The following is a 23,383-nucleotide window of genomic DNA, read 5'->3' as shown; positions in this document are numbered from 1 at the left end:
ACCCGCCGCCGCGGCCACTTCGGCTGCCGGTGCCACACCTCATGGCGCACGTCCCCTCCGTCACGCGATACTGCGGCCGTCCGGCAGCACCCCACGGCGACGGAAGGCATGAACTCCCTTGACCTACATACGCGTTCGGCTCGGAGCAGGCGTACTCGGACTGGCCCTGGTGGGCGGCCTGGCCGCGGCGCCCACCGCGTCGGCGGCAGCGGCGGCCCCCGCCACCGTCGAGGAGCAGCGCCTCGACCAGGCCGCTCCCCAGGAGATCCTGCGGCGCTCCGGATTCGACACGGTGGCCCCCGGGTTCGCGCGGGCGCTGGAGCGGGCGGGCTCGTTCGGGCAGGCCGAGCGTGTCGTCGTACGGCAGGGGGCGCGGCTGTGGCAGCGGGCCGTCGACCGGGCGCAGGGGCGGGGCCCGGCGGGCGGCGACCTGAGCCGGGACGACGACCGGCCGCTGTACTGGGCACGGCTGGGCATGACGCGCGAAGTGCGCCAGTGGGAGCCGGAGTTCGGTATCACCGACACGCAACGCGCCGTACTTCTGGCCGAGTTGGAGGAGAACTCGCGCGGCGAGAACGCCATCCGCTATCCGCGCGCCAAGGGCGTGAAGCGGATCCTGCTCACCGGGTTCGACCCGTTCACGCTGGACCGCGACGTCCGGATCTCCAACCCGTCCGGTGCCACCGCCCTCGCCCTGGACGGCACGACGATCCAGACCGCGGACGGCCCGGCGCGCATCGAGACCGCCGTGTTCCCGGTCCGCTGGCAGGACTTCGCCGGGGGCACGGTGGAGCGGACACTGCGCCGCCAGCTCCCGCGCGTGGATCTGTTCACCACGGTGAGCCAGGGCCGCGTCGGGCGCTTCGACGTGGAACGGACCAACGGGGCCTGGCGGGGCGGCTTCCCGGACAACGAGAACGTCTCCCGCACCGAGACGATCCCCGTCACCGACCCGGCCTCGCAGCCGCAATGGACGTCGACGACGCTCCCGTACGCGCGGATCGTGGCCGCGGCCACGGGCCGCTTCCCCGTGTACGACCACACCTCGGTGACCGAGATCCCGGCGGGCGGCACCGATCCGGTCGTACGCCCCGACGGCCCGACTCCGGGTTCGACGGCCCGCGCCGGAGGCGGCGGGGACTACCTCTCCAACGAGATCGCCTACCGCGCGACGCTGCTGCGCGACCGCCTCGGACTGCACGACAGCCTGCCCGGCGGGCATGTCCACACACCTGTACTGCAGTTCGGCACGGGCAACACGGACCCGGCGACGGGGACGGTCACGGACCCCGAGTTCGTTCAGAACCGGCTGGACATCATCGCCCAGGTGCGGGCGATCGTGACGGTGGCCGCGGACGCCAGCGCGTCGGCCGTCAGGGGGACGGGGCGGACGCGGGGGTGATGCCGGGGCCGGCGGGGGTCTCGGTCACGCGGCGGCGCGTTCTTCGTGGTTGTCGTGGCCGCCGTGGTGGTCGTGGTCGTCCTCCGGCTCGCCCGTTTCCTCGTCCAGCAGGTCTCGGGCCATCAGTGTGGCGCCCGCGACCGCGCCCGGCATCAGGAAGACGGCGACGAACGGGACCAGGAAGGCGAGGCCCAGCGGGGTGCCGAAGCCCCAGACCAGCGTCTTGCGGGAGCGGAGCAGGGTGAGGCGGTCGCGGAGGTCGACGCCCCGGCGCTGGAGGGCGACGGCGGTCAGTTCCTCCGTGAGGAAGAAGCCGGTGACGAAGAAGCCGATCACGGGGACGACGGTCTGGCCGATGAACGGGAGGAAGCCGAGCGCGAAGAGGAGGACGCCCCAGACGGCGGCCCGCACGAGGATGCGGAGGCTGTCTCGCGCGGAGATCCACAGCTCGCGCCAGAGCGGGAGGCCCGACTCCGGGGCCGTGCCGTCCGGGGAGACGTCCCTGTCGACCTTCTCCGAGAGGGACTCGTAGAAGGGCTGGCCGATGAGGAGGGTGACGGCGGTGAAGGTGAGGACGGCGAGGAGGAGGGCGAGGGCGAAGAGTACGGCGGTGAGGAAGCCGCGGAAGAGGCCCAGCCAGGGGCTGGACCAGTCGTCGGCGAAGGGGGTGGACCAGGTGACGAAGTCCTCGCCGTACAGGGCGAGGGTGACGAGCGCTGCCGCGTACAGCACGAGGGTGATCAGGCCCGGAAGCAGTCCGAACCCGTACTGCTTCCCGTGCCGTGCCACCCATCGCTGGCCTTGTATGAGATAACCGAACCCCGCCCCGAGATCACGCATACGCCGAACTTTACCGGCGCTTGCCCTCGCCCCCGCCGCCCCTACCCGACCCGTCCCAGGGGCTCCGCCCCTTCCACCCCGCCGGGGCTGCGCCCCGGACCCCCGTCGGCCTGAACGGCCTCGTCCTCAATCGCCGGACGGGCTGAGTGATGCGGGCCGGGGTGGGCGGGGTGGGGTGGGGCTCGCCTCCGACCTCGTCCTCGAACGCCGGACAGGCTGGATGGCGCAGGGCGGGGGGTGGGATGCGGTGTTTGGCATTGGCCTCGAGCGCCGGACGCCCCGAGGCTTTCAGGGGCGCGGGGAACTGCGCGAACGGCCCCCACCGGCCGTCAGCCAAAGAACTTCGGGCGGACCGGGGACGCGGGGCGCAGCCCCGCCCCAGGGGCGCGGGGAACTGCGCTACCAGCCCCCACCGGCCCACGGCCGAACGAATCCGGACGGCCCGGGGGATGCGGGGCGCAGCCCCCGCCGGCCCGCGTGCGATGGCGGAGGCTAGGCCGGAGTCACCGCCACCACAAGCCCCCGCTCCGCCGCAGGCGACACCGCCGCGGACACCCGTACCGCCGCCGCCCGAGCCAGCCGCCCCGTCCGTGACGCCGATGCCAGGAGCAAGGGCTGTAGGTGTTCGAGCCCGGAGACGAGGAACTCCTCGCCGGCGATCAGCACCGGCCGTACCGCGTTCGTCGTGGCCGCCGCCGCCTCCGTGAGGTCGGCGAGCGGAGGCAGCGCGGCCCGCACCACCCCCACCCCCGCCGCGGCCGCCCGCTCGGCCAGCGCCACCTGAAGCGGCAGCAACGGAGCCAGCGCCGAGGTCAACGCGTCTGCGATACGCCGGAGTTCGGGCGACGAGTCGCGCAACACGTCCGCCGCCGCCCGTATCACCGGCGTCAGAGCGAGCAGCGCCCCCGCCGCTACCCCGGCCACCGCGGGCAGCAACGGCGACCCCGCCTCCATCAAGTCCCCCAACGCGTCCGCCGCCTCCTGCACCGCGGGCTCCACCGCGTCGAGGATCGGCAGCAGACTGTCCCCCAGCGCGGCCAGCAACGCCTGCGCGGGCCGGCTCACGGGATGCACCGCGAGCGGCGCCCCACTCGTCCCGAGCCGCGTCAGCGTGTCCACGATCCGGTAGAACGCCTCCTGCGCCTGCGGAGACGCACTCGCCTCCGCCAGCTCCGCCGTCGTCTCCCGGAGCACACGCAGCGCCTCCGCCCCCGACCCGTCCCGGGGGTCGAGGGTGTTGAGGGCGATTCTGGTGATGTTCCCGGCCGTGTCGAGGAGTTGGCCGGTGATGTCGGTCGTGCTGCGCGCCACGCGCAGCACGTCATCCCTGCTGGGGATGCTGGGGAGCGACGGAATCGGGGACATGAGCCCTCCTGGCCACGCACGGCACCTCGCCACCTGGACCTGCCCGCCGGCCTCCTGTGGCGTCCTATGGCCTCAGCATGCCCCCTCCGGCCCGTCGGCGATGCCCCATCCGTGGCATCCATGGCGTCCAGGGGAGTCGCCGTGGCACCAACGCCCTCTTGTTGCGGAAGAGTCGAGCAGGTACACCTCGCCCTATCGACCCGTACCGATCTCAGGCCCCCCACCGGAGGTACGACGCGTGCGCCTACCGAGACCCGTCCTGATCGCCACTGTCCTCACCGCCGCGACCGGATCGCTTCTCCTCGCCCCGCACAGCGCCACCGCGGACCGCAACCCCCCTGTCCGTGAAGGGGCCGGCCGCGAAGGGGCGAACCAGCCCCCGGTCGCCGCCAAGGCCCCGGCGAACGCCGCCCGCAACGCCCTCACCAGCCCCGTCACCGACCTGTCCGACTCCGGCCTCGCCTCCCCCCGCCGTGGCTATCCGCGTGAGCAGGTCCTCTCCCCCGACCCGGAGAACCCGGCGGACAAGTCCATCAAGCTGGGCCTCACCCCGTACCACGCCATCGCCCCGAAGCTGAACGCCCTGCAAAGGCTCGGCGACCGTGTCAGCGTGGAGGTGGCGGGCCGCTCGGCCGGCGGTCACCGGCTGTACCTGGTCACCGTCACCGCGCCGGAGTCCGCCCGCCAGTCCCTCGCCCAGGAGCGGATGCGCGAGCTGATCGAGAACGCGCCACAGGCCGCGGCGAAGGACCCGGCCGTCAAGGCGACGTACAAGACGCCGGTCTTCTTCAACAACAACATCCACGGCAACGAGTGGGAGGGCACCGACGCCGCCCTCAAGCTCATCGAGCGGCTCGCGAGCGCGAAGGACGCGCGGACGACCGACCTCCTCGCCCACAACCGTCTCTACTTCAACATCACGGCGAACCCTGACGGCCGGATCGCGGGCACCCGCGCCAACGCCAACGGTTTCGATCTGAACCGGGACTTCATCACCGCCTCGCAGCCCGAGGCACGCGCGATCCGCCAGATCGCCATCGACAAGCAGCCGGCCGTGATGCTCGACCTGCACGGGTACGTCAACGGCACCCTGATCGAGCCGACGACCCCGCCGCACGGCGAGAACTACGAGTACGACCTCTTCCTCAAGAACACCTACGCCAACGCCCTCGGTATGGAGGCCGCCGTCAACGGCCTCGGTTACACCCCCGCGAAGGACGGTGTCGAGCCCGCCCAGATCCCCTTCCGCGACCAGCAGGAGGGCTGGGACGACTGGCCGCCGATCTTCACGCCCCAGTACCAGGCGTTCCACGGCGCGGTCGCCGCGCACACCGTGGAGATCCCGCTGACGGTGAACAACTCGGAGTACGACACCCTGCCCGTGGCCGAACTCCGGCGCCGGTCCGCCATCAATGTGGACGTGGCCGGCGCGGCCATGCGCGCGACCCTGGCCTACGCCCAGAACCACCGCGCCTCGATCATCGCCGACCAGATCGAGGTCTTCCGGCGCGGTGCGACGGGCGCGGCCCAGGTACCGGTCTCGGCGGAAACGGTGCCGGGGGTGCCGGGCATCGGTCCGGAGGACGTCTACACGACCGACTTCCCGCGTGCCTACGTGATTCCGGCGGGCGGCGCCCAGCGTTCGGCGACGGCCGCCGCCCGCCTCGTCGACCACCTCCTCGCGGGCGACGTCCGCGTCACGCGCGCGACCCGCGACTTCCGGCTGGCCGGACGGTCGTACGCGAAGGGCTCGTACGTCGTCGACCTGCACCAGCCCAAACGCGGTCTGGCCAATGTGATGCTGGCCGACGGGCGGGACATCAGTGACAAGGTGTCGGTGATGTACGACATCTCGGGCTGGAGTCTGGGCCGGTTGTGGGGTGCGACGGTCGTGCCCGTACGGAGCGGGGGACTGTCGGCCGTGTCCGCCCGCCGGGTCGAAGCCGCCGCGCGGGTCGGGTACGTCGCCCCGCGTGGCGATCTGCGTCTGCGTCTCGACACCCCGCAGGAGATCGCCGCCCTCAACTCCCTTCTTGGGCAGGGGGTTTCGGTACGGCAGCTCGTGGACGGCAGTGTCGTCGTGCCGGGGTCGGCGCGGGCGCGGGCCGCCGCTCTCGCCCGTACGTACGACGTGGCCTTCGATGCGACGAAGGCGGCCGGGGACGGGCGGGGAACTCCCCTGCACCGCGTCCGCGTCGCCGCGGCCGTCACCCCGGGTGAGCTCTTCGCGCTGCGGGAGATGAACTTCGACGTCGTGCCGGTGTCGACGGCCGTCCTGAACGCGGGCTTCGACTGGTCCGCGGTGGAGGTGCTGTTCGTGTCGTCGGGGCTCGACCACGCCCGTTTGAACGCGGGCGCGCGGGCGGCGCTGGACGCCTTCCTCCACACCCACGGTCTCGTCGGCCGCGGGGCCGTCGGAGCCGCGCTCAACTCGGCGGCCGGGCTGCTGGCGGTGCGGCCGGTGGAGGGCAACGGTGACGCCAACGGAGTGGTGCGGGTGGTGAATTCGGGCGGACCGCTCACCGCGAACGCGCCCGACCACGGCTTCGTCTACGCGCCCGTCTGGTTCACCGATCTCGGCCCCGGGGTGCGTGTCGAGCAGGCGTACGCGCCGGGCGATCCGCTCGTCGCCGGGCACTGGCGCCCGCTGGCCGACGGGACGGGAGGGCCTACGGCCGCCGGCGGCCAGGCCGCTGTCGTCAGCGGTCCGCATGCCGTGCTCTTCGGTACGGAGCCGCTCTTCCGCGACCATCCGAAGGGGGAGTTCCCGCAGGTGGGAAGGGCGCTGCTGACCGTCTCGTAGGACACTGCCGTCCGTCTCCCACGACAGGGCGGAGGCCGCACCCCACGTCCTAGGGTGCGGCCTCCGCCCTGTACAACGAGCGCCGTCAGACGAGCGTCACGGTGATGTTGCCGCGGGTCGCCTTCGAGTAGGGGCAGACCTGGTGGGCCTTTTCGAGGAGGTCCCGTGCGGTGGCCCCGTCGACGTTCGGGATCGTCGCGGAGATCTCCACGATGATCCCGAACCCGTCCTCGTTCTTGCCGATGCCGACCTTGGCGGTGACGGTCGAGCCGGAGACGTCGGCGTTCTCCTGGCGGGCGACGACGCCGAGGGCGCCCTGGAAGCAGGCGCTGTACCCGGCGGCGAAGAGCTGCTCCGGATTGGTCCCGGCGCCGCTGCCACCCATCTCCTTGGGCGGGTTCACGACGACGTCGAGCCTGCCGTCGTCGGTGGCGACCCGGCCGTCGCGACCGTTCTCGGCGGTGGCGACGGCGGTGTAGAGGACATCGGTCTGCTGGATGGACATACGGTGCGTTCCTCCTTGGTCCGCCGCGACTCGCGCCCACGATCGCGACAGTTTCGGAAAGAAGTTACCGCATGACGAAAGTCCAGCGACAGCCTCTCCAGAGCCGGAGGATCGGAGGACCGGAGGGTCAGAGCTTGACGATCATCTTGCCGACGTTGTCGCCGCGCAGGACGCCGAAGAACGCCTCCAGGTTGTTCTCGATGCCCTCGAGAACCGTCTCGCTGTACTTGAGCTCGCCGGAGCGGACCCAGGCGCCGACCTCCTGAACGAACTGCGCCTGGAGGTCGTAGTGGTCGCCGACCAGGAAGCCCTGGATGCGACCGCGGGTCTGGATGAGGCGGGCGAGGTTCTTCGGGCCGGGGACGGGCTCGGTGCTGTTGTAGACCGAGATCATGCCGCAGACGGCGATGCGGCCGTCCCGGTTGAGGGAGCCGATGGCCGCCTCCAGGTGGTCGCCGCCCACGTTGTCGAAGTAGACGTCGACGCCGTCGGGGGCGGCGGCGCGCAGCTGCTCGCTGACCGGCCCGTTCTTGTAGTTGAAGGCGGCGTCGAAGCCGTACTCCTCGACGAGCAGCTTGACCTTCTCGTCGGAGCCGGCGGAGCCGATGACGCGCGAGGCGCCCTTGAGCTTGGCGATCTGCCCGACCTGGCTGCCGACGGCACCGGCCGCACCCGACACGAAGACGGAGTCGCCCTCCTTGAAGGCGGCGGTGCGCAGGAGGCCCGCGTAGGCGGTGAGTCCGGTCATGCCGAGGACACCGAGGTACGTCGACAGCGGCGCGGCCTGCGGGTCCACCTTGACGGCCTGCTTGGCGTCCACGACGGCGTACTCGCGCCAGCCGAAGAAGTGCAGGAGGTGGTCGCCGACCTCGACGCCCTCGGCGTTGGAGGCGATGACCTCACCGACTGCGCCGCCCTGCATGACCTTGCCCAGCTCGAAGGGGGCGACGTAGGACTTGGCGGCGCTCATGCGGCCGCGCATGTACGGGTCGACGGACACGTACGCGTTCCGTACGAGGACCTGACCCTCCCCCGGCTGCGGGACCTCGGCCTCGACCAGGGCGAAGTCCTCGGGCTTCGGCCAGCCGACCGGGCGGCTGACCAGGTGCCATTCGCGGTTGACGGCGGGGAGCTGGGTCTCGGTCATGAGGGGGCGCCTTTCCTGCGTGCATGCACGGATACGTGCGACTACGGCTCTAATACTTCAGTACCTGAAACAACCATGCTCCTCAATATTTCATGATGTCAAGTAACGGAGTAGCCTGGAGCCCATGGCCACGCAAAGAACAACCCGTATCGACCCGCTGACCCTTGAGGTCGTGGACCTCATCGGCACGGTCGTGGCCCGCTATCACGAGGAGTACGAGGAGGCTGCCGCCGAGCATGCGCTGACCGGGGCGCAGGCGCGACTTCTGAGCCTGCTCTCCCTGGAGCCGCTGCCGATGCGGCGACTCGCCCAGAAGCTGAAGTGCGAGCCGTCGAACGTGACCGGGATCGTGGACCGGCTGGAGGCGCGGGGTCTGGCCGAGCGGCGCCCCGACCCGTCCGACCGCCGCGTGAAGCTGGCCGCGGCGACGGAGGAGGGCCGGCGTGTCGCACGCTCCCTCCGCGACGCGCTCAACTTCGCTCGCGAGCCCCTGGCGGGCCTCTCCACCGAGGAGCGCCTGTCCCTCCGGGACCTCCTGCAGAGAATGCTCACGCCGTAGTTCTCGGCCGCGGGCCGGTGGGGGCCGGCCGCGCAGTTCCCCGCACCCCTAAGTCGGGGCTTCGCCCCGAGCTTTTAGAGGCGCGGGGAACTGCGCGAGCAACCCCCACGCAGCCGCAGCCGACAAACCCACGGAACCTCCTACGTGCACCACCACAGGAAACGGTTGCACCGTGAAGGTGAAGGCGATGGCGACGGCGCGGCCGAGGTCGGCGCGGCCGTCGGCTTGGGGGACGACTTCGGCGGAGTGGAGGACACGGGGCCGGACGTCGCGGACGGCACCACACCCGTACCCGCCGTGGCCGACTGCTCCTGCGAGCCCTTCTTCTTGTCGTCCTTGGACTTGTCATCCTTGGCGGACTTGGAGGCGGAGGGAGACGCCGACGCGTCCGGAGAGGCCGTCGCGGCGGACGGACCACCGGACGAACCCTTGTCGCCGATCGGCCGCGCCGTCCCGGCGTCCGAGGTCGCCGACCCGTCCGGCGACTCACCCCCGGCCGCGGCCGGCTTCGGCAACAGCCCCGGCCCGTCTATGCCGAGCTCCGCGAGACTCAGCCCACCCGCCGCCAGTACGAACCCCGCGACGACGAGCAGCACCCGACGCCGCCGCCGACGGTGCGCCGCGGCCTTCCGGTCCCGCCGGCTCGCACCGCCGGGCCCCTCCGAGTCCCGGCCCCGGCCTCGCCCACGGTTCCGTCGCCGGGCAGCGGCCCGCCCGGACCGCTCCCCCTCGCCGTCCTCGTCCTCGTCGTCGCCGTAATCCTCGTCGTCGTTGTCGCCCTCGTGCAACGAGTCGACGCCGGCGTCGACCGCCCCAGCGCCCGTTCCGGCACGCATGTCGGTCTCCTCCGCATGCGTGCGGAGCTGTTCGGCGGAGGTGCCGCACCCCGGGCAGGCAAGGGCGCCATTGAGGTGCCGTCGGCACGGGTCGCAGTAGTCCATGACGCCGGAAGACTAAGTTCCTCATAGGTAACGTGCATAGTCACAGCTGTGAAAGTTATGTAGGGAACCGCCTGTTCCGGCGCGCCGCGCTCCCCGTTCACAGCATCGCGCGCGCGACGAGCCGAGGCATACCGGCAAAATCCGCCGCCGACCGTTCCGTTCGACCCATTGACACCTCCGGGGCCACGTCCTTACTGTCACGCCAGCATTTCGAACGTGTGACGAAATTTCGAACAGAGCCGCAAGAGCACAGGGGGCAACTGCCGTGCGCATCACGGGAATCAGCACACACGTGGTCGGGACGCCCTGGCGCAACCTGACATACGTCCAGGTGCACACCGACGAGGGCCTGACCGGAGTCGGCGAGACCCGCATGCTGGGCCACACCGACGCACTGATCGGCTATCTGCGAGAGGCGGAGGCCAATCACATTCTCGGCTCCGACCCGTTCGCTGTCGAGGACCTCGTCCGACGGATGAAGTACGGCGACTACGGGCGCGCCGGCGAGATCGTGATGTCCGGCATCGCGGTCATCGAGATGGCCTGCTGGGACATCAAGGGCAAGGCCCTCGGCGTCCCCGTGTGGCAGCTGCTCGGCGGCAAGGTCACCGACAAGGTCAAGGCCTACGCCAATGGGTGGTACACGACCGAGCGAACTCCGGAGGCCTACCACAAGGCCGCCCAGGAGGTCGTGGCGCGCGGGTACAAGGCGCTGAAGATCGACCCCTTCGGGACCGGGCACTTCGAGCTCGACCACGAGGCGACGCTCTACTCCGTCTCGCTGATCGAGGCCGTGCGCGACGCGATCGGGCCCGAGGCCGAGTTGATGCTGGAGATGCACGGACGGTTCTCCCCTTCCACCGCCGTCCGGCTCGCCCGCGAGCTCGCGCCCTTCAAGCCCGCGTGGCTGGAGGAGCCGGTCCCGCCGGAGAACCTGAAGGCCCTGGAGAAGGTCGCCGCCAAGGTGGACATCCCGGTCGCGACCGGTGAGCGCATCCACGACCGCATCGAGTTCCGCGAGCTCTTCGAGAGCCAGGCCGTGGACATCATCCAGCCCGACGTCGGTCACATCGGCGGCATCTGGGAGACGCGGAAGCTGGCCGCCACCGCCGAGGCGCACTACGTCCTCGTCGCGCCGCACAACGTCGGTGGCCCGGTCCTCACCGCCGCCTCCCTCCAAGTCGGCTTCACCTCCCCCAACTTCAAGATCCTCGAACACTTCAACGACTTCGCGGACGCGGAGATCAAGAAGGTCGTGAAGGGCGCCCCACAGGTCGTCGACGGCTACTTCGAGCTGTCCCACGAGCCCGGTCTCGGAGTCGAGCTGGACGTCGACGCGGCGGCCGAGTTCCCGCAGCAGCAGGCCCGTTTCGACCTCTGGGCCGACGGCTGGGAACAGCGCAAGCCCAAGGGGACCGCGTGAGCACCGCGGTCGTCGTCGAGGCGCCGGGCGAGCACCGGCTGGTCGACCACGAGCCGGTGCGGCCGGGCGCCGGTGAGGCCCTGGTGCGGGTCCACGCCGTGGGTATTTGCGGCAGCGACCGCGAGGTCTACCAGGGCAACCGCCCTGACGGGTACGTCCGCTATCCGCTCACGCCCGGCCACGAGTGGTCGGGGACCGTCGAGGCGGTCGGGGCCGGGGTGCCGGAGTCGATCGTCGGACGCAAGGTCGTCGGTGAGGGCTTCCGCAACTGCCAGGTCTGCGACCGCTGCCACGCGGGCGAGACAACGTTGTGCACGGCGGGGTACGAGGAGACCGGGTTCACCCAGCCGGGCGCGATGGCGACCACGCTGACCCTCCCGGCCCGGCTGCTGCACGTGCTGCCGGACGACGCCGACCTGACGGCGGCGGCCCTCCTGGAGCCCGCCGCCTGCATCGCGGCCGCCGCGCTGAAGGCGAACGCCCGGCCCGGTGAGCGGGTCGCCGTGGTCGGGACCGGCACGCTCGGGATGTTCGCGATCCAGTTCCTGAAGGCGAACTCTCCGGCGGAGCTGCTCGTGGTCGGGACCCGGCCGGACCGGGCGGCGCTGTCGAAGGACTTCGGCGCCACCGACTTCCGTACGAAGGACCAGGAACTCCCCGACGACTTCGACGTCGTCATCGAGACCGCCGGGTCCGCGTCCGCCGCGCGCACCGCCGCCTCCCTGCTGAGGCGCGGCGGACGCCTGGTCCTCACGGGGATCCCGGCGACGGGTGCGGAGGGGCTCGACCCCACCGATCTCGTCGTACGGCAGCTGGAGGTGCACACCGTGTTCGGGGCGCCGCCGGCGGCCTGGGCGCACACCGTGCGGGTCTTCGGCGCGGGGCTGCTCAGTCCGTTGCCGCTGGTCACGCACGAGCTGCCGCTCGCTGAGTTCCCGCAGGCCATCGAGTTGGTGGGGTCCGGCGACCCCAAGGTCGGAAAGGTCTTGCTGAAGCCGTAGTCCCCCAAGCCGTACGCCGGTACGGAGTTACCTGACGGCTCCGTACCGGCGTACCACCCAGGCTCCGCGCACCCAAGAACGCGAACCTCGCTCGAAATATCGAACAGGCCGGCACGCGCACCACACCAGTACACGCACCACACGCACCACATCTCTGTACGCGCACCACATCTGTACGCGCCACCCTCGATCACGAAGGACAGCCAGTGACCGACGCCGCCCCTACGGCAGCCCGTCGACCCGGTGAGCAGGCGCTCGCCGCGCTCGGCCTGGGCGCGCCCGCCCTTTCCCCCGCCGACGCCTCGCCGCACACCTTCCCGGGGGGCGGCCGCTGGCGCACCGAGGTTCCCTCCGTGGAGGGGCCCGAGGCCCTGGCCGTGGTCCTCAAGGAGTCCTCGCGGCTCGACGTACCGATCCACCGGATCAGCCAGGGCAGCGGTGTCTGGATGCTGACCGACGCCGAGATCACCGAGATGGTCGAGGCCACCGGTGAACGGGACATCGAGCTCTGCCTGTTCACCGGACCGCGCGGCACCTGGGACATCGGCGGTTCGGTGCGCTCGGACTCGCGCGGTGGCGGCCTGCGGGCCCGTGGCCACGACGCGGTGGCCGGCTGCGTCGAAGACGCCGTCCGGGCAACGGAGTTGGGCGTCAAGTGCCTCCTCGTCGCCGACGAGGGCGTGCTGTGGACCCTGCACCGGGCGCGCGAGGCGGGGATCATCCCGGCCGACACGACCCTCAAACTCTCGGCACTGGTGGGCCCGGTCAACCCGGCCTCGTACGCGGTGTACGAGAACCTCGGCGCGGACTCCATCAACGTGCCGAGCGATCTGACGCTCGATCACCTCACTGAGATACGGCGAGTTTCGGCCGCTCCGATGGACATGTACATCGAGGCTCCCGACGACCTCGGCGGCTATGTGCGCATGTACGAGGTCGCCGAGCTGATCCGGCGCGGCGCGCCGATCTACCTCAAGTTCGGACTGTCCAAAGCCCCCGGAATCTACCCGTACGGGCACCACTTGAGGGACCTGACCCTGAACACCGCCAAGGAACGGGTGCGTCGCGGCCGACTCGCCCTCGACCTGCTCGCGCGGCACGGAGCGGACGGCGACATGGCGCCGCCCGGATCCCGGCTGCCCGGAACTCTCACGCGCTTCAACACCACCTCATAACGTTCGCACAAACCCCCTTCACACAAGACGACACAGCCGCGCACAATCCCACACACCTCTACTCGGTCTTTCCCTCGCAACGCTCTCGGAGCATCCCCGTAACGCGAGACCGAGCCGGTCCGAGACATCAAGGATGATGATCATGCGCAACCGCAGAGCCGCCCTCACCGCCATTGCCGGCGCGGCCTCCCTCGCCCTCACCCTGACCGCCTGCGGCCAGAACAGCGACGGCGGCAGCAAGGACTCCTCGGGGAGCACCAAGGGCGCCACGATCGGCATCTCGATGCCGACCAAGTCCTCCGAGCGCTGGATCGGCGACGGAAACAACGTGGTCAAGGACCTCGAGTCGAAGGGCTACAAGACCAAGCTGGCCTTCGGCGAGGACGACCCCGACACGCAGGTCTCGCAGATCGAGAACATGATCACGCAGGGCGTCAAGGCCCTGATCATCGCGGCCATCGACAACAAGTCGATGAACAACGTGCTCCAGCAGGCCGCCGACGCCAAGATCCCGGTGATCTCCTACGACCGACTGATCCTCGGCACCAAGAACGTCGACTACTACGCGTCGTTCGACAACGAGAAGGTCGGCGAGCTCCAGGGCAACTACATCCTGCAGAAGCTCGGTCTCGCGGACGGCTCCAAGAAGGGCCCGTTCAACATCGAGCTCTTCGCCGGCTCGAACGACGACAACAACACGAAGTACTTCTTCGGCGGCGCGATGAAGGTCCTGCAGCCGTACATCGACAAGAAGCAGCTCGTCGTCAAGTCCGGCCAGACCGCGCTGAACCAGGTCACCACCCTGCGCTGGGACGGCGGCACCGCCCAGAAGCGCATGGACGACATCCTGACCTCGTCGTACAAGAGCGCCCGGGTCGACGCGGTGCTCTCGCCCTACGACGGCATCTCCATCGGCATCCTCTCCTCGCTGAAGTCGGACGACTACGGCTCCAAGAGCAAGCCGCTGCCGGTCGTCACCGGCCAGGACGCCGAGCTGGCCTCGGTGAAGTCGATCATCGCGGGCGAGCAGACGCAGACCGTCTACAAGGACACCCGCAAGCTGGCGACGGTGGCCTCGGGCATGGTCGACGCGGCCCTCAACGGCAAGAAGCCCGAGCTCAACGACACCAAGACGTACGACAACGGCACCAAGGTCGTCCCCGCCTACCTGCTCCAGCCGGTCAGCGTCGACAAGACCAACTACGAGAAGGAACTGGTCGGCACCGGCTACTACAAGGACAGCGACCTCAAGTAACCGCCACCTCCTAGTGATTGGAAGGCACGACCATGGCGGGACCCGTCCTGGAAATGCGCTCGATCGTCAAGACCTTTCCCGGCGTCAAGGCGCTGTCGGACGTCACTCTGACCGTCCAACAGGGCGAGGTCCATGCCATCTGCGGGGAGAACGGCGCCGGCAAGTCGACCTTGATGAAGGTCCTCTCCGGCGTTCACCCGCACGGGAGTTACGAGGGGGACATCCTCTTCGAGGGGGAGGTCTGCTCCTTCAAGGACATCAGGGCCAGTGAGCACCACGGCATCGTGATCATCCACCAGGAACTGGCCCTGGTTCCCTACCTCTCCATCGCGGAGAACATCTTCCTCGGCAACGAGCACGCCACCCGCGGGCTCATCAGCTGGACCGAGACGCTGCGGCACGCCTCCGAGCTGTTGCGGCGGGTCGGGCTCGACGAGAACCCGCAGACCCGCGTCGCCGACATCGGCGTGGGCAAGCAGCAGCTCGTGGAGATCGCGAAGGCGCTGTCGAAGCAGGTGAAGCTGCTCATCCTGGATGAGCCGACGGCCGCCCTGAACGACGAGGACAGCGGCAAACTCCTGGATCTCATCCTGGAGTTGAAGAACCAGGGCATCACCTCGATCATCATTTCCCACAAGCTGAACGAGATCGCGCGGGTAGCGGACTCGGTGACCATCCTGCGTGACGGCCGGACCATCGAGACCCTCGACGTGAAGGCCCCGGAGACCACCGAGGACCGGATCATCAGCGGCATGGTGGGCCGCGACCTCGAACACCGCTTCCCGGAGCGGACGCCGCACCACCCGGAGGAGGGCGCCGCGCCCGCCCTGGAGGTCCGCGACTGGACCGTGTTCCACCCGATCGACCAGCAACGCAAGGTCGTCGACGACGTGTCGATTTCCGTGCGGCGTGGGGAGATCGTCGGTATCGCGGGGCTCATGGGCGCCGGACGCACCGAACTGGCGATGAACGTCTTCGGACGCACCTACGGCCGGTACGCGGGCGGCACGGTGCTCCGGGACGGCAAGGAGATCCGTACGAAGACCGTGTCCGAAGCGGTCGGACACGGCATCGCGTACGTCACCGAGGACCGCAAGCACTACGGCCTCAACCTCATCGACACCATCAACCGCAACATCACGCTCAGTGCCCTGGGCAAGGTGGCGAAGCGCGGGATCGTCGACGAGCACGAGGAGCGGCAGGTCTCCGAGGGCTACCGCAAGTCCATGAACATCAAGGCGCCGACCGTCTTCGAGCCGGTGGGCAAGCTGTCGGGCGGCAACCAGCAGAAGGTCGTCCTCAGCAAGTGGATCTTCGCGGGCCCCGAGGTGCTGATCCTCGACGAGCCGACCCGCGGGATCGACGTGGGCGCCAAGTTCGAGATCTACACGGTCATCGACAAGCTGGCGGCCGAGGGCAAGGCGGTCGTCTTCATCTCCTCCGAGCTCCCGGAGCTGCTCGGAATGTGCGACCGCATCTACACGATGGCCGCAGGACGGCTGACGGGTGAGTTCTCGCGGGCGGAGGCCTCGCAGGAAACGCTGATGCGCCAGATGACGAAGGACAAAGAGGTAACCCGATGAGCACGGATGTGACCGCCAAGGCGCCGGCCCCGGCGCCGCCCGGCAAGAGCGGCTCGGCCACGGGCGAGAGCCTGCTTCAGCTGATGCTGGACGGCATGCGCCGCAACATGCGGCAGTACGGCATGCTGTTCGCCCTCGGTCTGATCGTGGTGCTGTTCGCCGTGTGGACCGACGGCGACCTGCTGCTGCCGCGCAACGTCTCCAACCTGGTGCTGCAGAACAGCTACATCCTGATCCTCGCGATCGGCATGATGCTCGTCATCATCGCGGGCCACATCGACCTGTCGGTCGGCTCGTTGACGGCGTTCGTGGGCGCGGTGGGAGCCGTGCTGATGGTCAACCACAACATCTCCTGGCCCATCGCCCTGGTGCTGTGTCTGGCCATGGGCGCCGCCGCGGGCGCCGCGCAAGGGTTCCTCATCGCGTATCTCGGCATACCGTCGTTCATCGTGACCCTGGCGGGCATGCTGACCTTCCGCGGTCTGACCGAGATCTTCCTCAAGGGCCAGACGATCGGCCCGTTCCCCGAGGGTCTGCAGAAGGTCGCCAACAGCTTCCTGCCCGAGGTCGGCCCCCACACGAACTACCACAACCTCACCCTGCTGCTGGGCATCGGGCTGATCGCGTTCGTGGTGGTCAAGGAGGTCCGCGACCGGGGGCGTCAGCAGGAGTTCTCGCTCGACGTGCTGCCGCGCAACCTCTTCCTCCTCAAGCTCGTCGCGCTGATCGCCGCCGTCGCCACCGTCACCATGCTGCTCGCCAGCTACAAGGGTGCTCCGGTGGTCCTGCTGATCCTCGGCGTCCTGGTCGCCGGCTTCGGCTACCTGATGCGCAACGCGGTCATCGGCCGTCACATCTACGCGATCGGCGGCAACCTCCCGGCGGCCAAGCTGTCGGGTGTGAAGGACAAGAAGGTCACCTTCCTGGTCTTCCTGAACATGGGCATGCTCGCGGCCCTGGCGGGTCTGGTCTTCGCCGCCCGCTTCAACGCGGCCTCGCCCAAGGCCGGTCTGAACTTCGAACTGGAGGCGATCGCGGCCTCGTTCATCGGCGGCGCGTCGATGAGCGGCGGCGTGGGCACGGTCCTCGGCGCGATCATCGGTGGTCTCGTCCTGGGCGTGCTGAACAACGGTATGAACCTCGTCGGCATCGGCTCCGACTGGCAGCAGGTCATCAAGGGACTGGTACTGCTGGCCGCGGTCGGCTTCGACGTGTGGAACAAACGCAAGGTCGGTTCGTAAGTCGGTTGTTACGGGGGTCCAGGCCGGGCCCCCGTACCTATTTCTGGAGCCGCAATGGAAACGAGCAGACGTACGGTCATCGCCGCGGCCGCGGCCGCGGGACTCGCCGCCGGCACGGTCGGTACCGCCCACGCGAGCACAGGAGGCAGGAAGCCGGTGAAGGAGCTCTTCGGCAAGCTCGCCGACGGCACCAAGGTCTACCGCTGGTCGCTGGAGAACGGCGGCACACGCCTGAAGGTCATCTCCTACGGCGGCATCGTCCAGTCCCTGGAGATCCCCGACCGCCACGGCCGCTACGCCAACGTCTCCCTCGGATACGACAACCTCGCCTCGTACGTCGCTGGGACGACGTTCTTCGGGGCGACGATCGGCCGCTACGGCAACCGCATCGCCAAGGGACAGTTCACCCTGGACGGCAAGGCCTACCAGCTCTCCGTCAACGACGGGGTGAACAGCCTGCACGGCGGCGCCAAGGGCTTCAACACCAAGGTGTGGGACATCGAGGGCTTCACCTCGGGCTCCGACGTCGGCCTGCACCTCCACTACACCAGCGTCGACGGCGAGATGGGCTACCCGGGCACGCTCAAGGTGAAGGTGACGTACACCCTCACCAGGCACGGCGACTGGCGCATCGACTACGAGGCCACCACCGACAAGGCCACGGTCGTCAACCTCACCAACCACACGTACTACAACCTCGCCGGCGAGGGCAGCGGCGGCATCTACGACCACGAGCTGCACCTGGCCGCGGGCCGTTACACGCCCACCGACTCGGGGCTGATCCCCACCGGTGAGCTGGCCAAGGTCGCGGGCACCCCCTTCGACTTCCGCAAGGCCAAGCCGATCGGCCGCGACATCCGCGTCGGCCACCCCCAGCTGGTCACCGCCAAGGGCTTCGACCACAACTGGGTCCTCGACAAGGGCGTCACCGCCAGGCCCGAGCACATCGCGACCCTGCGCGACCCGAAGTCCGGCCGCACCCTGAAGATCGCGACGGACCAGCCGGGCGTGCAGTTCTACTCGGGCAACTTCCTGGACGGCACCCTGGTCGGCCCTTCCGGACACACCTACCGGCAGGGCGACGGCATGTGCCTGGAGACCCAGCACTTCCCGGACTCGCCGAACCACCCGTCGTTCCCCTCGACGGTGCTGCGACCTGGGCAGACGTACCGCACGACGACGGTCCACTCGTTCAGCGCGTGACATCCGTCTGACGTCCGCGTGACATCGGGGCCTCGGTGGGTGACGCCACCGGGGCCCTTTCGGTTGCCTGGCAAAGTCAACCCTTACTCGATCCCCACGAGTTGAACGGCGCCCCCTCCGCCTCCGTATGAAAGGGCGGCCCGTGCTCCCCCGCACGGGCCACCCAAAGACCGGAGGTTCCATGGCCGACAACGTCGCCTCGCTGTTCCGCGGTACTGCGGCGCACAGCCCCTCGATGGCTGCGCTGGCCCGCGAGAGCGATGGAGTCGGCCCGATCGACTTCTGCATCCCGTGCAACCCGTACTTCCCCACCCCCGGCATGTTCGACGAACTGGCGGGGCGGTTGCGCGAGATCATCACGTACTACCCGAGCAGCGCCGACACGATCACGGCCGAGCTGTGCGCGCTGCTCCAACTCCCGCCGAGCTGCGTCGCCATGGGCAACGGTTCCACGGAACTGATCACCTGGATCGACCACCTGCTCGTGCGCGAGTCCCTCGCCATCCCCGTCCCCACCTTCGGCCGCTGGACCGACCAGCCCATGGAGACCGGCAAGCGGGTCGACATGTTCCCGCTCATGGAGTCCAACGGCTTCGCTCTGGACCCGGCCCAGTACATCGAGTTCATCCGCGCCCGGGGCACCCGTGTCGCCGTCATCTGCAACCCGAACAACCCCGACGGCGGCTTCCTCAGCCGCCGCGCGGTCGTCAACTTCATGGACCAGCTCCAGGACCTGGACCTGATCGTCATCGACGAGTCGTTCCTGGAGTTCGCCGACGCCGAGAACGACCCGAGTGTCGTGGAAGAGGCCGTCCTGCGGCCCAACGTCATCGTCCTGCGCAGCCTCGGCAAGAACTTCGGCCTGCACGGCATCCGCTTCGGCTACCTCGTGGCCAACCCCGCGCTCGCGGGCAAGATCCGCTCCATGCTGCCCAAGTGGAACCTCAACTCCTTCGCGGAGACCGTGGTGTTCATGCTCAAGGAGCACGGCGCCGAGTACATGGAGAGCCTGCACCTGGTGCGCCGCGACCGCCTCGACATGGCCCGCCAGCTCTCGGCGCTCCCCGGCCTGACGGTCTACCCCTCGCAGGGCAACTTCCTCTTCGTACGGCTTCCCGTGGGCGCCGAAGGCACCGTCGTCCGCGACCGGCTGCTGACCGAGCACCGGATCCTCGTCCGTGAGTGCGGCAACAAGATCGGCTCGTCCAGTCGCTTCCTGAGACTCGTGGTGCGCCCCCAGACGGACGTGCGTCGCCTGGTGTCCGGCATGGAACAGGTGCTCTACGGGTCCAGGAGGGGAGCCGCCGTACCCGAGCTGGGCACAGGGACCAGCTACAGCTCGGGTACGGCGGCGGTGGACCGTCTGATCAGCGAGACGAACGGGGTCGGCATGCCGCTGGCCGCGCAGGCCGCCGCGATGCCGAGCCTGCCGCCCGCCCAGACCTGGCCGGGCCCGGCCCCGGCGCAGGCCCCCACCGGGATGCCGGGCCTGGTCCCCGCCCCGGCTCCGGCCGCCGCGATGATGCCGCCGCAGCAGCAGCCCGCGGCACGAATGCCCGCGCCTGCACCGCCGCAGCAGCAGCCCATGCCCGCGGTCGCCCAGATGCCCAACGTGGCCCAGATGCCCAACGTCGCGCAGATGCCAGGGGTGGCCCAGATGCAGCCCGCCCCTCAGATGCAACCGGCCGCCCAGATGATGCCGCAGGCGCCGCCGATGTCCGCGGTCGCTCAGATGGCGCAGATGGCCCAGGCTGCACAGGCTCAGGCACAACGACAGCAGGCGCCGATCCCCGCCGTCGCCCAGGCTCCGTCACCTGCGGCCCAGGCGCAGGCACGGTCGATGCAGCCGCCGCCGCAGGCACCGGCGATGCCCGCCATGGCCCCCGCCCCGGCCGCCGGGCTGGGCCAGACCGGCATGCCGGGCCTGCGCAACCGGGGCCTGACCGCAGCCCAGGTACGGGGCCGCACCGAGCCCGAACCTACGCCCGCACCCCAGCCCACGGGCTGGCCGGCCGCGGGCGCGATGTACAACCAGGTCGGCTAGAACCTGTCCGTCGGCGTGTGCGCGGGGATCAGTCCAGGTAGAGGTGCCTGCGCGCGGCCACGAACGCCTCGATCGTCCGGGCAGGCACGCCCGTGACGCGTTCGACGTCGTCCGATGCGCGGTCGTAGCGGTTTTCCCGGTGCAGTCGGGCCATGGTGGCGATGTGCTGTTCGGTGTGCGGCGGCAGGCCCGCCTTGGCGAGCACCTCACTCCGCCACCGTTCCAGCGGCACGTCGACATAGGACACCGGCCGCCCCAGCGCCCGTGAGAACTCCTCGGCCATCTCGGTCATGTCGACCGTGCGCGGCCCGGTCAGCTCGTAGACGTGCCCGACGTGCGGGGCCGGGTCGCGGAGCACGGTGGCGACGACCCGGGCGACGTCGTCCACGGCGATCGGCGAGGTGCGTCCGGTGCCGAACGGCAGCACGATCGTGCCGTTGTCCCGGATCGATCGCGCCGCCAGCGTGGTGAACAGCGGATTGTCCAGGAAGGCCGTCGGCCGGACGTGCACCACCGGCAGGCCCGACCAGTCGAACACCTGCTCCGACAGCCAGTGCAGCCGCTGCTGGTCCGACTCCCCGGTGCTGGTGGCGGTCATCTGCGACACCGTCATCTGGGACATGTCGACCAGGCCGTCCAGCTCCCCGTGCTCGCGCGCCACGCTGGCCACCACGGTCGCCGCCAGCAGCTGGTCGGGCGATACCGGCATCGCGAAGTACATCCGCCCGACACCCTCCAGCGCGGCGGCGACGGTCTCGGGCCGGGTCAGGTCTCCGATGACGACCTCCGCGCCGAGTGCACGAAGCTCGGCAGCACGATCGTCGTCGCGGCGGACCATCACCCGCGCGGGCACGTCCTGCGCGCGCAGCTGGTCGAGGACCGTGCGGCCGACGTCACCGGCGTTGGAGATGAGAACAAGATTGCTGGCAACCAACGGTCGATCTCCTTGTGAGTCGTAGACGGCGCCCATGAGATCACCTGTCCCGTCACACCACCGGAACCAAAACGCAACGGCGTCGGCCCTGTGTCCACCGCCTCCCCCGGCCTACGATCAACGCTCTTCGTCCAGGAGGGGTGGGAGCCGTGCGTCGCAGAGCCCGGATCATGATGACGATGGCGGCCGCGCTGGGCCTCACGGTGGGCGTGAGCGGCTGCGGCAAGGACTCCGGGGCGGAGGCGAAGACCACGACCCTCACCGTCGTCGCGACGAACTACGGCGACAGCGTCCACAAGAACTCCATCGGCTTCTGGGACCGCGTCGGCCTCGCCTTCCAGGCCGCCCATCCCGACATCCGGGTGGACACGAAGGTCTACCCGGCCGACGAGGTCGACGCGAAGGTCGCCGCGCTCGTCAAGCAGGGCAGGGCGCCGGACGTCGTGCAGACCGACAGCTACGCCGAGTACGCGGCCAAGGGCATGCTCTACCGGGCGGACGAGCTGCTGTCGATCTCCGCCCAGGGCAGCTTCGTACCGAGCCTCGCGGAGGCCGGGCAGGTGCGCCGCGTCCAGTACGGCCTGCCGTTCACGGCCAGCACCCGCCTCCTGTACTACAACAAGGACCTCTTCTCCCGGGCGGGCCTGAAGCCCCCCACCACCTGGGACCAACTCCTCGTGGACGCACGCGCGTTGAAGGCCATGGGCGTGACGTACCCGATCGCGTTGCCCCTCGGCCCGGAGGAGGCGGAGGCCGAGACGCTGACCTGGCTGCTGGCCGGAGGCGGCGGCTACACCGACAACAGCGGCAGCTACGCCCTCACCTCCAAGGAGAACGTCTCCACGCTGGAGTGGCTGCGCTCCTCCCTCGTCGCCGAGGGCCTCACGGGCCCGACCCTCCCCGGCAAGCTCAACCGCGGCGCCGCCCTCCAGGCCTTCATGGACGGCAAGGCTGCCATGGTCAACGCCCCGCTCTCCCTGATGCGCCAGATCGAGGACTCGACCCTGAGCGTCCCCTACGGCACCGTCGCGCTCCCGAGCCGCACCGGCCGGACCGTGCCGACCATGGGCACGGCCGACTGGACGATCGCCTTCCGCTCGGCCGGCCACCGCGAGGACACGGGCAAGTTCCTCGACTTCCTCTACGGCGACAAGTACGTCACCCAGCAGGCCGCCGAGTACCAGCTCCTGCCCGTGACCACCGCGGCGAGCGCCGCCATGCGCGAGGACAAGCAGTACAGCAAGCTCTGGAACGGGCTGGACGCCCTGGACAACATGGAGCTCTACCCCCTCTCCGAGACCAACTGGTCCCAGGTGGCGGCGTCGATCAGGGCACAGATCGGCAAGTCGGTGGCCCCGGGCGGGGATCCGGAGGCGGTGCTGTCGTCGATCGGGAAGGCGACACGCTCGACCTCCTGACCAGGGACAGCCACCCCGGCAGGTCGACCTCGGCACGGACGGTCTTGCCGGGCGGCTCCCGGTCCAGCACCTCCCACCGGTCGGCGAGCGCCTCGACGAGCACGAGGCCCCGACCGCCTTCGTCGAGGGGACGGGCGGCCGGTACGTCACCGGGTCCCGGCGGACGCGGCCCACTGCGCGTGTCGGTGACCTCGACGCGGACGCTGCCCGTGACGAGCGACAGCCGCAGTTCGAAGTCCCGCCCCGGTACGCGCCCGTGCGTGACCGCGTTGGCGGCCAGCTCGGCGACGATCACGGCGACGGCGTCGGAGGCGTCCGTGCCGTGCGGGATGCCCCAGGCGTGCAGCTGGTGCAGGGCGAGGTGACGTGCGAGGCGGGCGCCGCGCGGGGTGGCACTGAGGCGCTGCGTGAACACACGTACGGTAACCGGGTGTTGGGGGGTGGATGGTGTGGTCATGGGCCCAATCTGGCGGTGATCGCGGGCACTTCACCAGGTCGGCGCCGCGTACGCTGCGCGAGCGTACACGGTGACGGACTGGACAGT

General features: G+C 69.8%; 19 protein-coding genes. 12 read left to right on the top strand and 7 right to left on the bottom strand.

Features of this window, described 5'->3' with window-relative positions; all coding sequences use genetic code 11:
* Positions 1 to 118: 118 nt before the first annotated feature.
* Positions 119 to 1,402, top strand: coding sequence for a pyroglutamyl-peptidase I (locus tag SMIR_RS26705; RefSeq protein WP_168491115.1), 1,284 nt, complete (start codon positions 119 to 121; stop codon positions 1,400 to 1,402).
* A 24-nt stretch (positions 1,403 to 1,426) separates the two neighbouring features.
* Here the strand turns inward: SMIR_RS26705 and SMIR_RS26700 are convergent, their stop codons facing one another.
* Both SMIR_RS26700 and SMIR_RS26695 read right to left on the bottom strand, forming a co-directional pair.
* Positions 1,427 to 2,242, bottom strand: a complete 816-nt coding sequence (locus SMIR_RS26700; protein WP_168491117.1) for an EI24 domain-containing protein — start codon at positions 2,240 to 2,242, stop codon at positions 1,427 to 1,429.
* A gap of 492 nt (positions 2,243 to 2,734) precedes the next feature.
* Complete coding sequence (locus SMIR_RS26695; RefSeq protein ID WP_248002897.1) at positions 2,735 to 3,607, bottom strand: hypothetical protein; 873 nt, start codon at positions 3,605 to 3,607, stop codon at positions 2,735 to 2,737.
* Between the two features lie 238 nt (positions 3,608 to 3,845).
* Between SMIR_RS26695 and SMIR_RS26690 the strand changes: the two genes are divergently transcribed.
* The gene (locus tag SMIR_RS26690; protein ID WP_249938484.1) at positions 3,846 to 6,410 is read left to right on the top strand and encodes a M14 family zinc carboxypeptidase; all 2,565 of its coding nucleotides are present in this window, start codon (positions 3,846 to 3,848) and stop codon (positions 6,408 to 6,410) included.
* An 85-nt stretch (positions 6,411 to 6,495) separates the two neighbouring features.
* Here the strand turns inward: SMIR_RS26690 and SMIR_RS26685 are convergent, their stop codons facing one another.
* Both SMIR_RS26685 and SMIR_RS26680 read right to left on the bottom strand, forming a co-directional pair.
* Positions 6,496 to 6,915, bottom strand: coding sequence for an organic hydroperoxide resistance protein (locus SMIR_RS26685; RefSeq protein WP_060899264.1), 420 nt, complete (start codon positions 6,913 to 6,915; stop codon positions 6,496 to 6,498).
* 127 nt (positions 6,916 to 7,042) lie between these two features.
* On the bottom strand, positions 7,043 to 8,062 hold the full coding sequence (locus SMIR_RS26680; RefSeq protein WP_212727477.1) for an NADP-dependent oxidoreductase: 1,020 nt from the start codon (positions 8,060 to 8,062) through the stop codon (positions 7,043 to 7,045).
* Positions 8,063 to 8,186: 124 nt separating this feature from the next.
* On the opposite strand from SMIR_RS26680, the gene SMIR_RS26675 reads away from it, so the two are divergent.
* Positions 8,187 to 8,621, top strand: a complete 435-nt coding sequence (locus SMIR_RS26675; RefSeq protein ID WP_168491120.1) for a MarR family winged helix-turn-helix transcriptional regulator — start codon at positions 8,187 to 8,189, stop codon at positions 8,619 to 8,621.
* 140 nt (positions 8,622 to 8,761) lie between these two features.
* Here SMIR_RS26675 and SMIR_RS26670 read toward each other — a convergent pair whose 3' ends face one another.
* Complete coding sequence (locus SMIR_RS26670; protein WP_211118700.1) at positions 8,762 to 9,562, bottom strand: SCO2400 family protein; 801 nt, start codon at positions 9,560 to 9,562, stop codon at positions 8,762 to 8,764.
* 265 nt (positions 9,563 to 9,827) lie between these two features.
* Here SMIR_RS26670 and SMIR_RS26665 point away from each other — a divergent pair, with 265 nt between their 5' ends.
* The 8 genes from SMIR_RS26665 to SMIR_RS26630 all read left to right on the top strand — a co-directional run bounded on the left by SMIR_RS26665 (position 9,828) and on the right by SMIR_RS26630 (position 20,487).
* Positions 9,828 to 10,985 carry a mandelate racemase/muconate lactonizing enzyme family protein gene (locus SMIR_RS26665; protein ID WP_101405356.1) on the top strand — a complete coding sequence of 386 codons (1,158 nt, stop codon included), beginning with the start codon at positions 9,828 to 9,830 and terminating at the stop codon, positions 10,983 to 10,985.
* Entirely contained in the window at positions 10,982 to 11,986 is a 1,005-nt protein-coding gene (locus SMIR_RS26660) for a zinc-dependent alcohol dehydrogenase (RefSeq protein ID WP_212727476.1), read from the top strand. The genes SMIR_RS26665 and SMIR_RS26660 overlap by 4 nt, the downstream gene beginning before the upstream one ends.
* Positions 11,987 to 12,192: 206 nt before the next feature.
* Positions 12,193 to 13,161: a hypothetical protein gene (locus tag SMIR_RS26655; protein WP_168491125.1), complete on the top strand. Its 969-nt coding sequence runs from the start codon at positions 12,193 to 12,195 to the stop codon at positions 13,159 to 13,161.
* A 142-nt stretch (positions 13,162 to 13,303) separates the two neighbouring features.
* On the top strand, positions 13,304 to 14,416 hold the full coding sequence (gene chvE / locus SMIR_RS26650; RefSeq protein ID WP_348774705.1) for a multiple monosaccharide ABC transporter substrate-binding protein: 1,113 nt from the start codon (positions 13,304 to 13,306) through the stop codon (positions 14,414 to 14,416).
* Positions 14,417 to 14,448: 32 nt separating this feature from the next.
* The gene (gene mmsA, locus SMIR_RS26645; RefSeq protein WP_168491129.1) at positions 14,449 to 15,999 is read left to right on the top strand and encodes a multiple monosaccharide ABC transporter ATP-binding protein; all 1,551 of its coding nucleotides are present in this window, start codon (positions 14,449 to 14,451) and stop codon (positions 15,997 to 15,999) included.
* The gene (gene mmsB, locus SMIR_RS26640) at positions 15,996 to 17,240 is read left to right on the top strand and encodes a multiple monosaccharide ABC transporter permease (RefSeq protein ID WP_212727475.1); all 1,245 of its coding nucleotides are present in this window, start codon (positions 15,996 to 15,998) and stop codon (positions 17,238 to 17,240) included. Before mmsA ends, mmsB begins: the two co-directional genes overlap by 4 nt.
* Before the next feature lie 54 nt (positions 17,241 to 17,294).
* Positions 17,295 to 18,443, top strand: coding sequence for an aldose epimerase family protein (locus SMIR_RS26635; protein ID WP_168491133.1), 1,149 nt, complete (start codon positions 17,295 to 17,297; stop codon positions 18,441 to 18,443).
* A 181-nt stretch (positions 18,444 to 18,624) separates the two neighbouring features.
* The gene (locus tag SMIR_RS26630) at positions 18,625 to 20,487 is read left to right on the top strand and encodes a pyridoxal phosphate-dependent aminotransferase (RefSeq protein WP_168491136.1); all 1,863 of its coding nucleotides are present in this window, start codon (positions 18,625 to 18,627) and stop codon (positions 20,485 to 20,487) included.
* A 28-nt stretch (positions 20,488 to 20,515) separates the two neighbouring features.
* Here SMIR_RS26630 and SMIR_RS26625 read toward each other — a convergent pair whose 3' ends face one another.
* Positions 20,516 to 21,421 carry an NmrA family NAD(P)-binding protein gene (locus tag SMIR_RS26625; RefSeq protein WP_248002899.1) on the bottom strand — a complete coding sequence of 302 codons (906 nt, stop codon included), beginning with the start codon at positions 21,419 to 21,421 and terminating at the stop codon, positions 20,516 to 20,518.
* Positions 21,422 to 21,570: 149 nt separating this feature from the next.
* On the opposite strand from SMIR_RS26625, the gene SMIR_RS26620 reads away from it, so the two are divergent.
* Positions 21,571 to 22,839 (top strand): ABC transporter substrate-binding protein, encoded by a 1,269-nt coding sequence (locus SMIR_RS26620; protein ID WP_249938483.1) that lies wholly within the window; start codon positions 21,571 to 21,573, stop codon positions 22,837 to 22,839.
* On the opposite strand, the gene SMIR_RS26615 is transcribed toward SMIR_RS26620, so the two are convergent.
* On the bottom strand, positions 22,748 to 23,296 hold the full coding sequence (locus SMIR_RS26615) for an ATP-binding protein (protein ID WP_212727474.1): 549 nt from the start codon (positions 23,294 to 23,296) through the stop codon (positions 22,748 to 22,750). The genes SMIR_RS26620 and SMIR_RS26615 overlap by 92 nt on opposite strands.
* Positions 23,297 to 23,383 lie beyond the last annotated feature (87 nt).

The sequence above is a fragment of the Streptomyces mirabilis genome (genome assembly GCF_018310535.1).
Classification (GTDB): domain Bacteria; phylum Actinomycetota; class Actinomycetes; order Streptomycetales; family Streptomycetaceae; genus Streptomyces.
The sequence above is the reverse complement of the archived record's forward strand: the minus strand, read 5'-3'. Positions and strand labels throughout refer to the sequence as shown.

What these genes read in the sequence shown, in the direction of transcription:
- SMIR_RS26635 (WP_168491133.1), top strand. Translation starts at nt 17,295, where the DNA reads ATGGAAACGAGCAGACGTACGGTCATCGCCGCGGCCGCGGCCGCGGGA.
- SMIR_RS26700 (WP_168491117.1), bottom strand. Translation starts at nt 2,242, where the DNA reads ATGCGTGATCTCGGGGCGGGGTTCGGTTATCTCATACAAGGCCAGCGA.
- SMIR_RS26685 (WP_060899264.1), bottom strand. Translation starts at nt 6,915, where the DNA reads ATGTCCATCCAGCAGACCGATGTCCTCTACACCGCCGTCGCCACCGCC.
- SMIR_RS26670 (WP_211118700.1), bottom strand. Translation starts at nt 9,562, where the DNA reads ATGGACTACTGCGACCCGTGCCGACGGCACCTCAATGGCGCCCTTGCC.
- mmsA (WP_168491129.1), top strand. Translation starts at nt 14,449, where the DNA reads ATGGCGGGACCCGTCCTGGAAATGCGCTCGATCGTCAAGACCTTTCCC.
- SMIR_RS26695 (WP_248002897.1), bottom strand. Translation starts at nt 3,607, where the DNA reads ATGTCCCCGATTCCGTCGCTCCCCAGCATCCCCAGCAGGGATGACGTG.
- SMIR_RS26615 (WP_212727474.1), bottom strand. Translation starts at nt 23,296, where the DNA reads ATGACCACACCATCCACCCCCCAACACCCGGTTACCGTACGTGTGTTC.
- SMIR_RS26630 (WP_168491136.1), top strand. Translation starts at nt 18,625, where the DNA reads ATGGCCGACAACGTCGCCTCGCTGTTCCGCGGTACTGCGGCGCACAGC.
- chvE (WP_348774705.1), top strand. Translation starts at nt 13,304, where the DNA reads ATGCGCAACCGCAGAGCCGCCCTCACCGCCATTGCCGGCGCGGCCTCC.
- SMIR_RS26680 (WP_212727477.1), bottom strand. Translation starts at nt 8,062, where the DNA reads ATGACCGAGACCCAGCTCCCCGCCGTCAACCGCGAATGGCACCTGGTC.
- SMIR_RS26675 (WP_168491120.1), top strand. Translation starts at nt 8,187, where the DNA reads ATGGCCACGCAAAGAACAACCCGTATCGACCCGCTGACCCTTGAGGTC.
- mmsB (WP_212727475.1), top strand. Translation starts at nt 15,996, where the DNA reads ATGAGCACGGATGTGACCGCCAAGGCGCCGGCCCCGGCGCCGCCCGGC.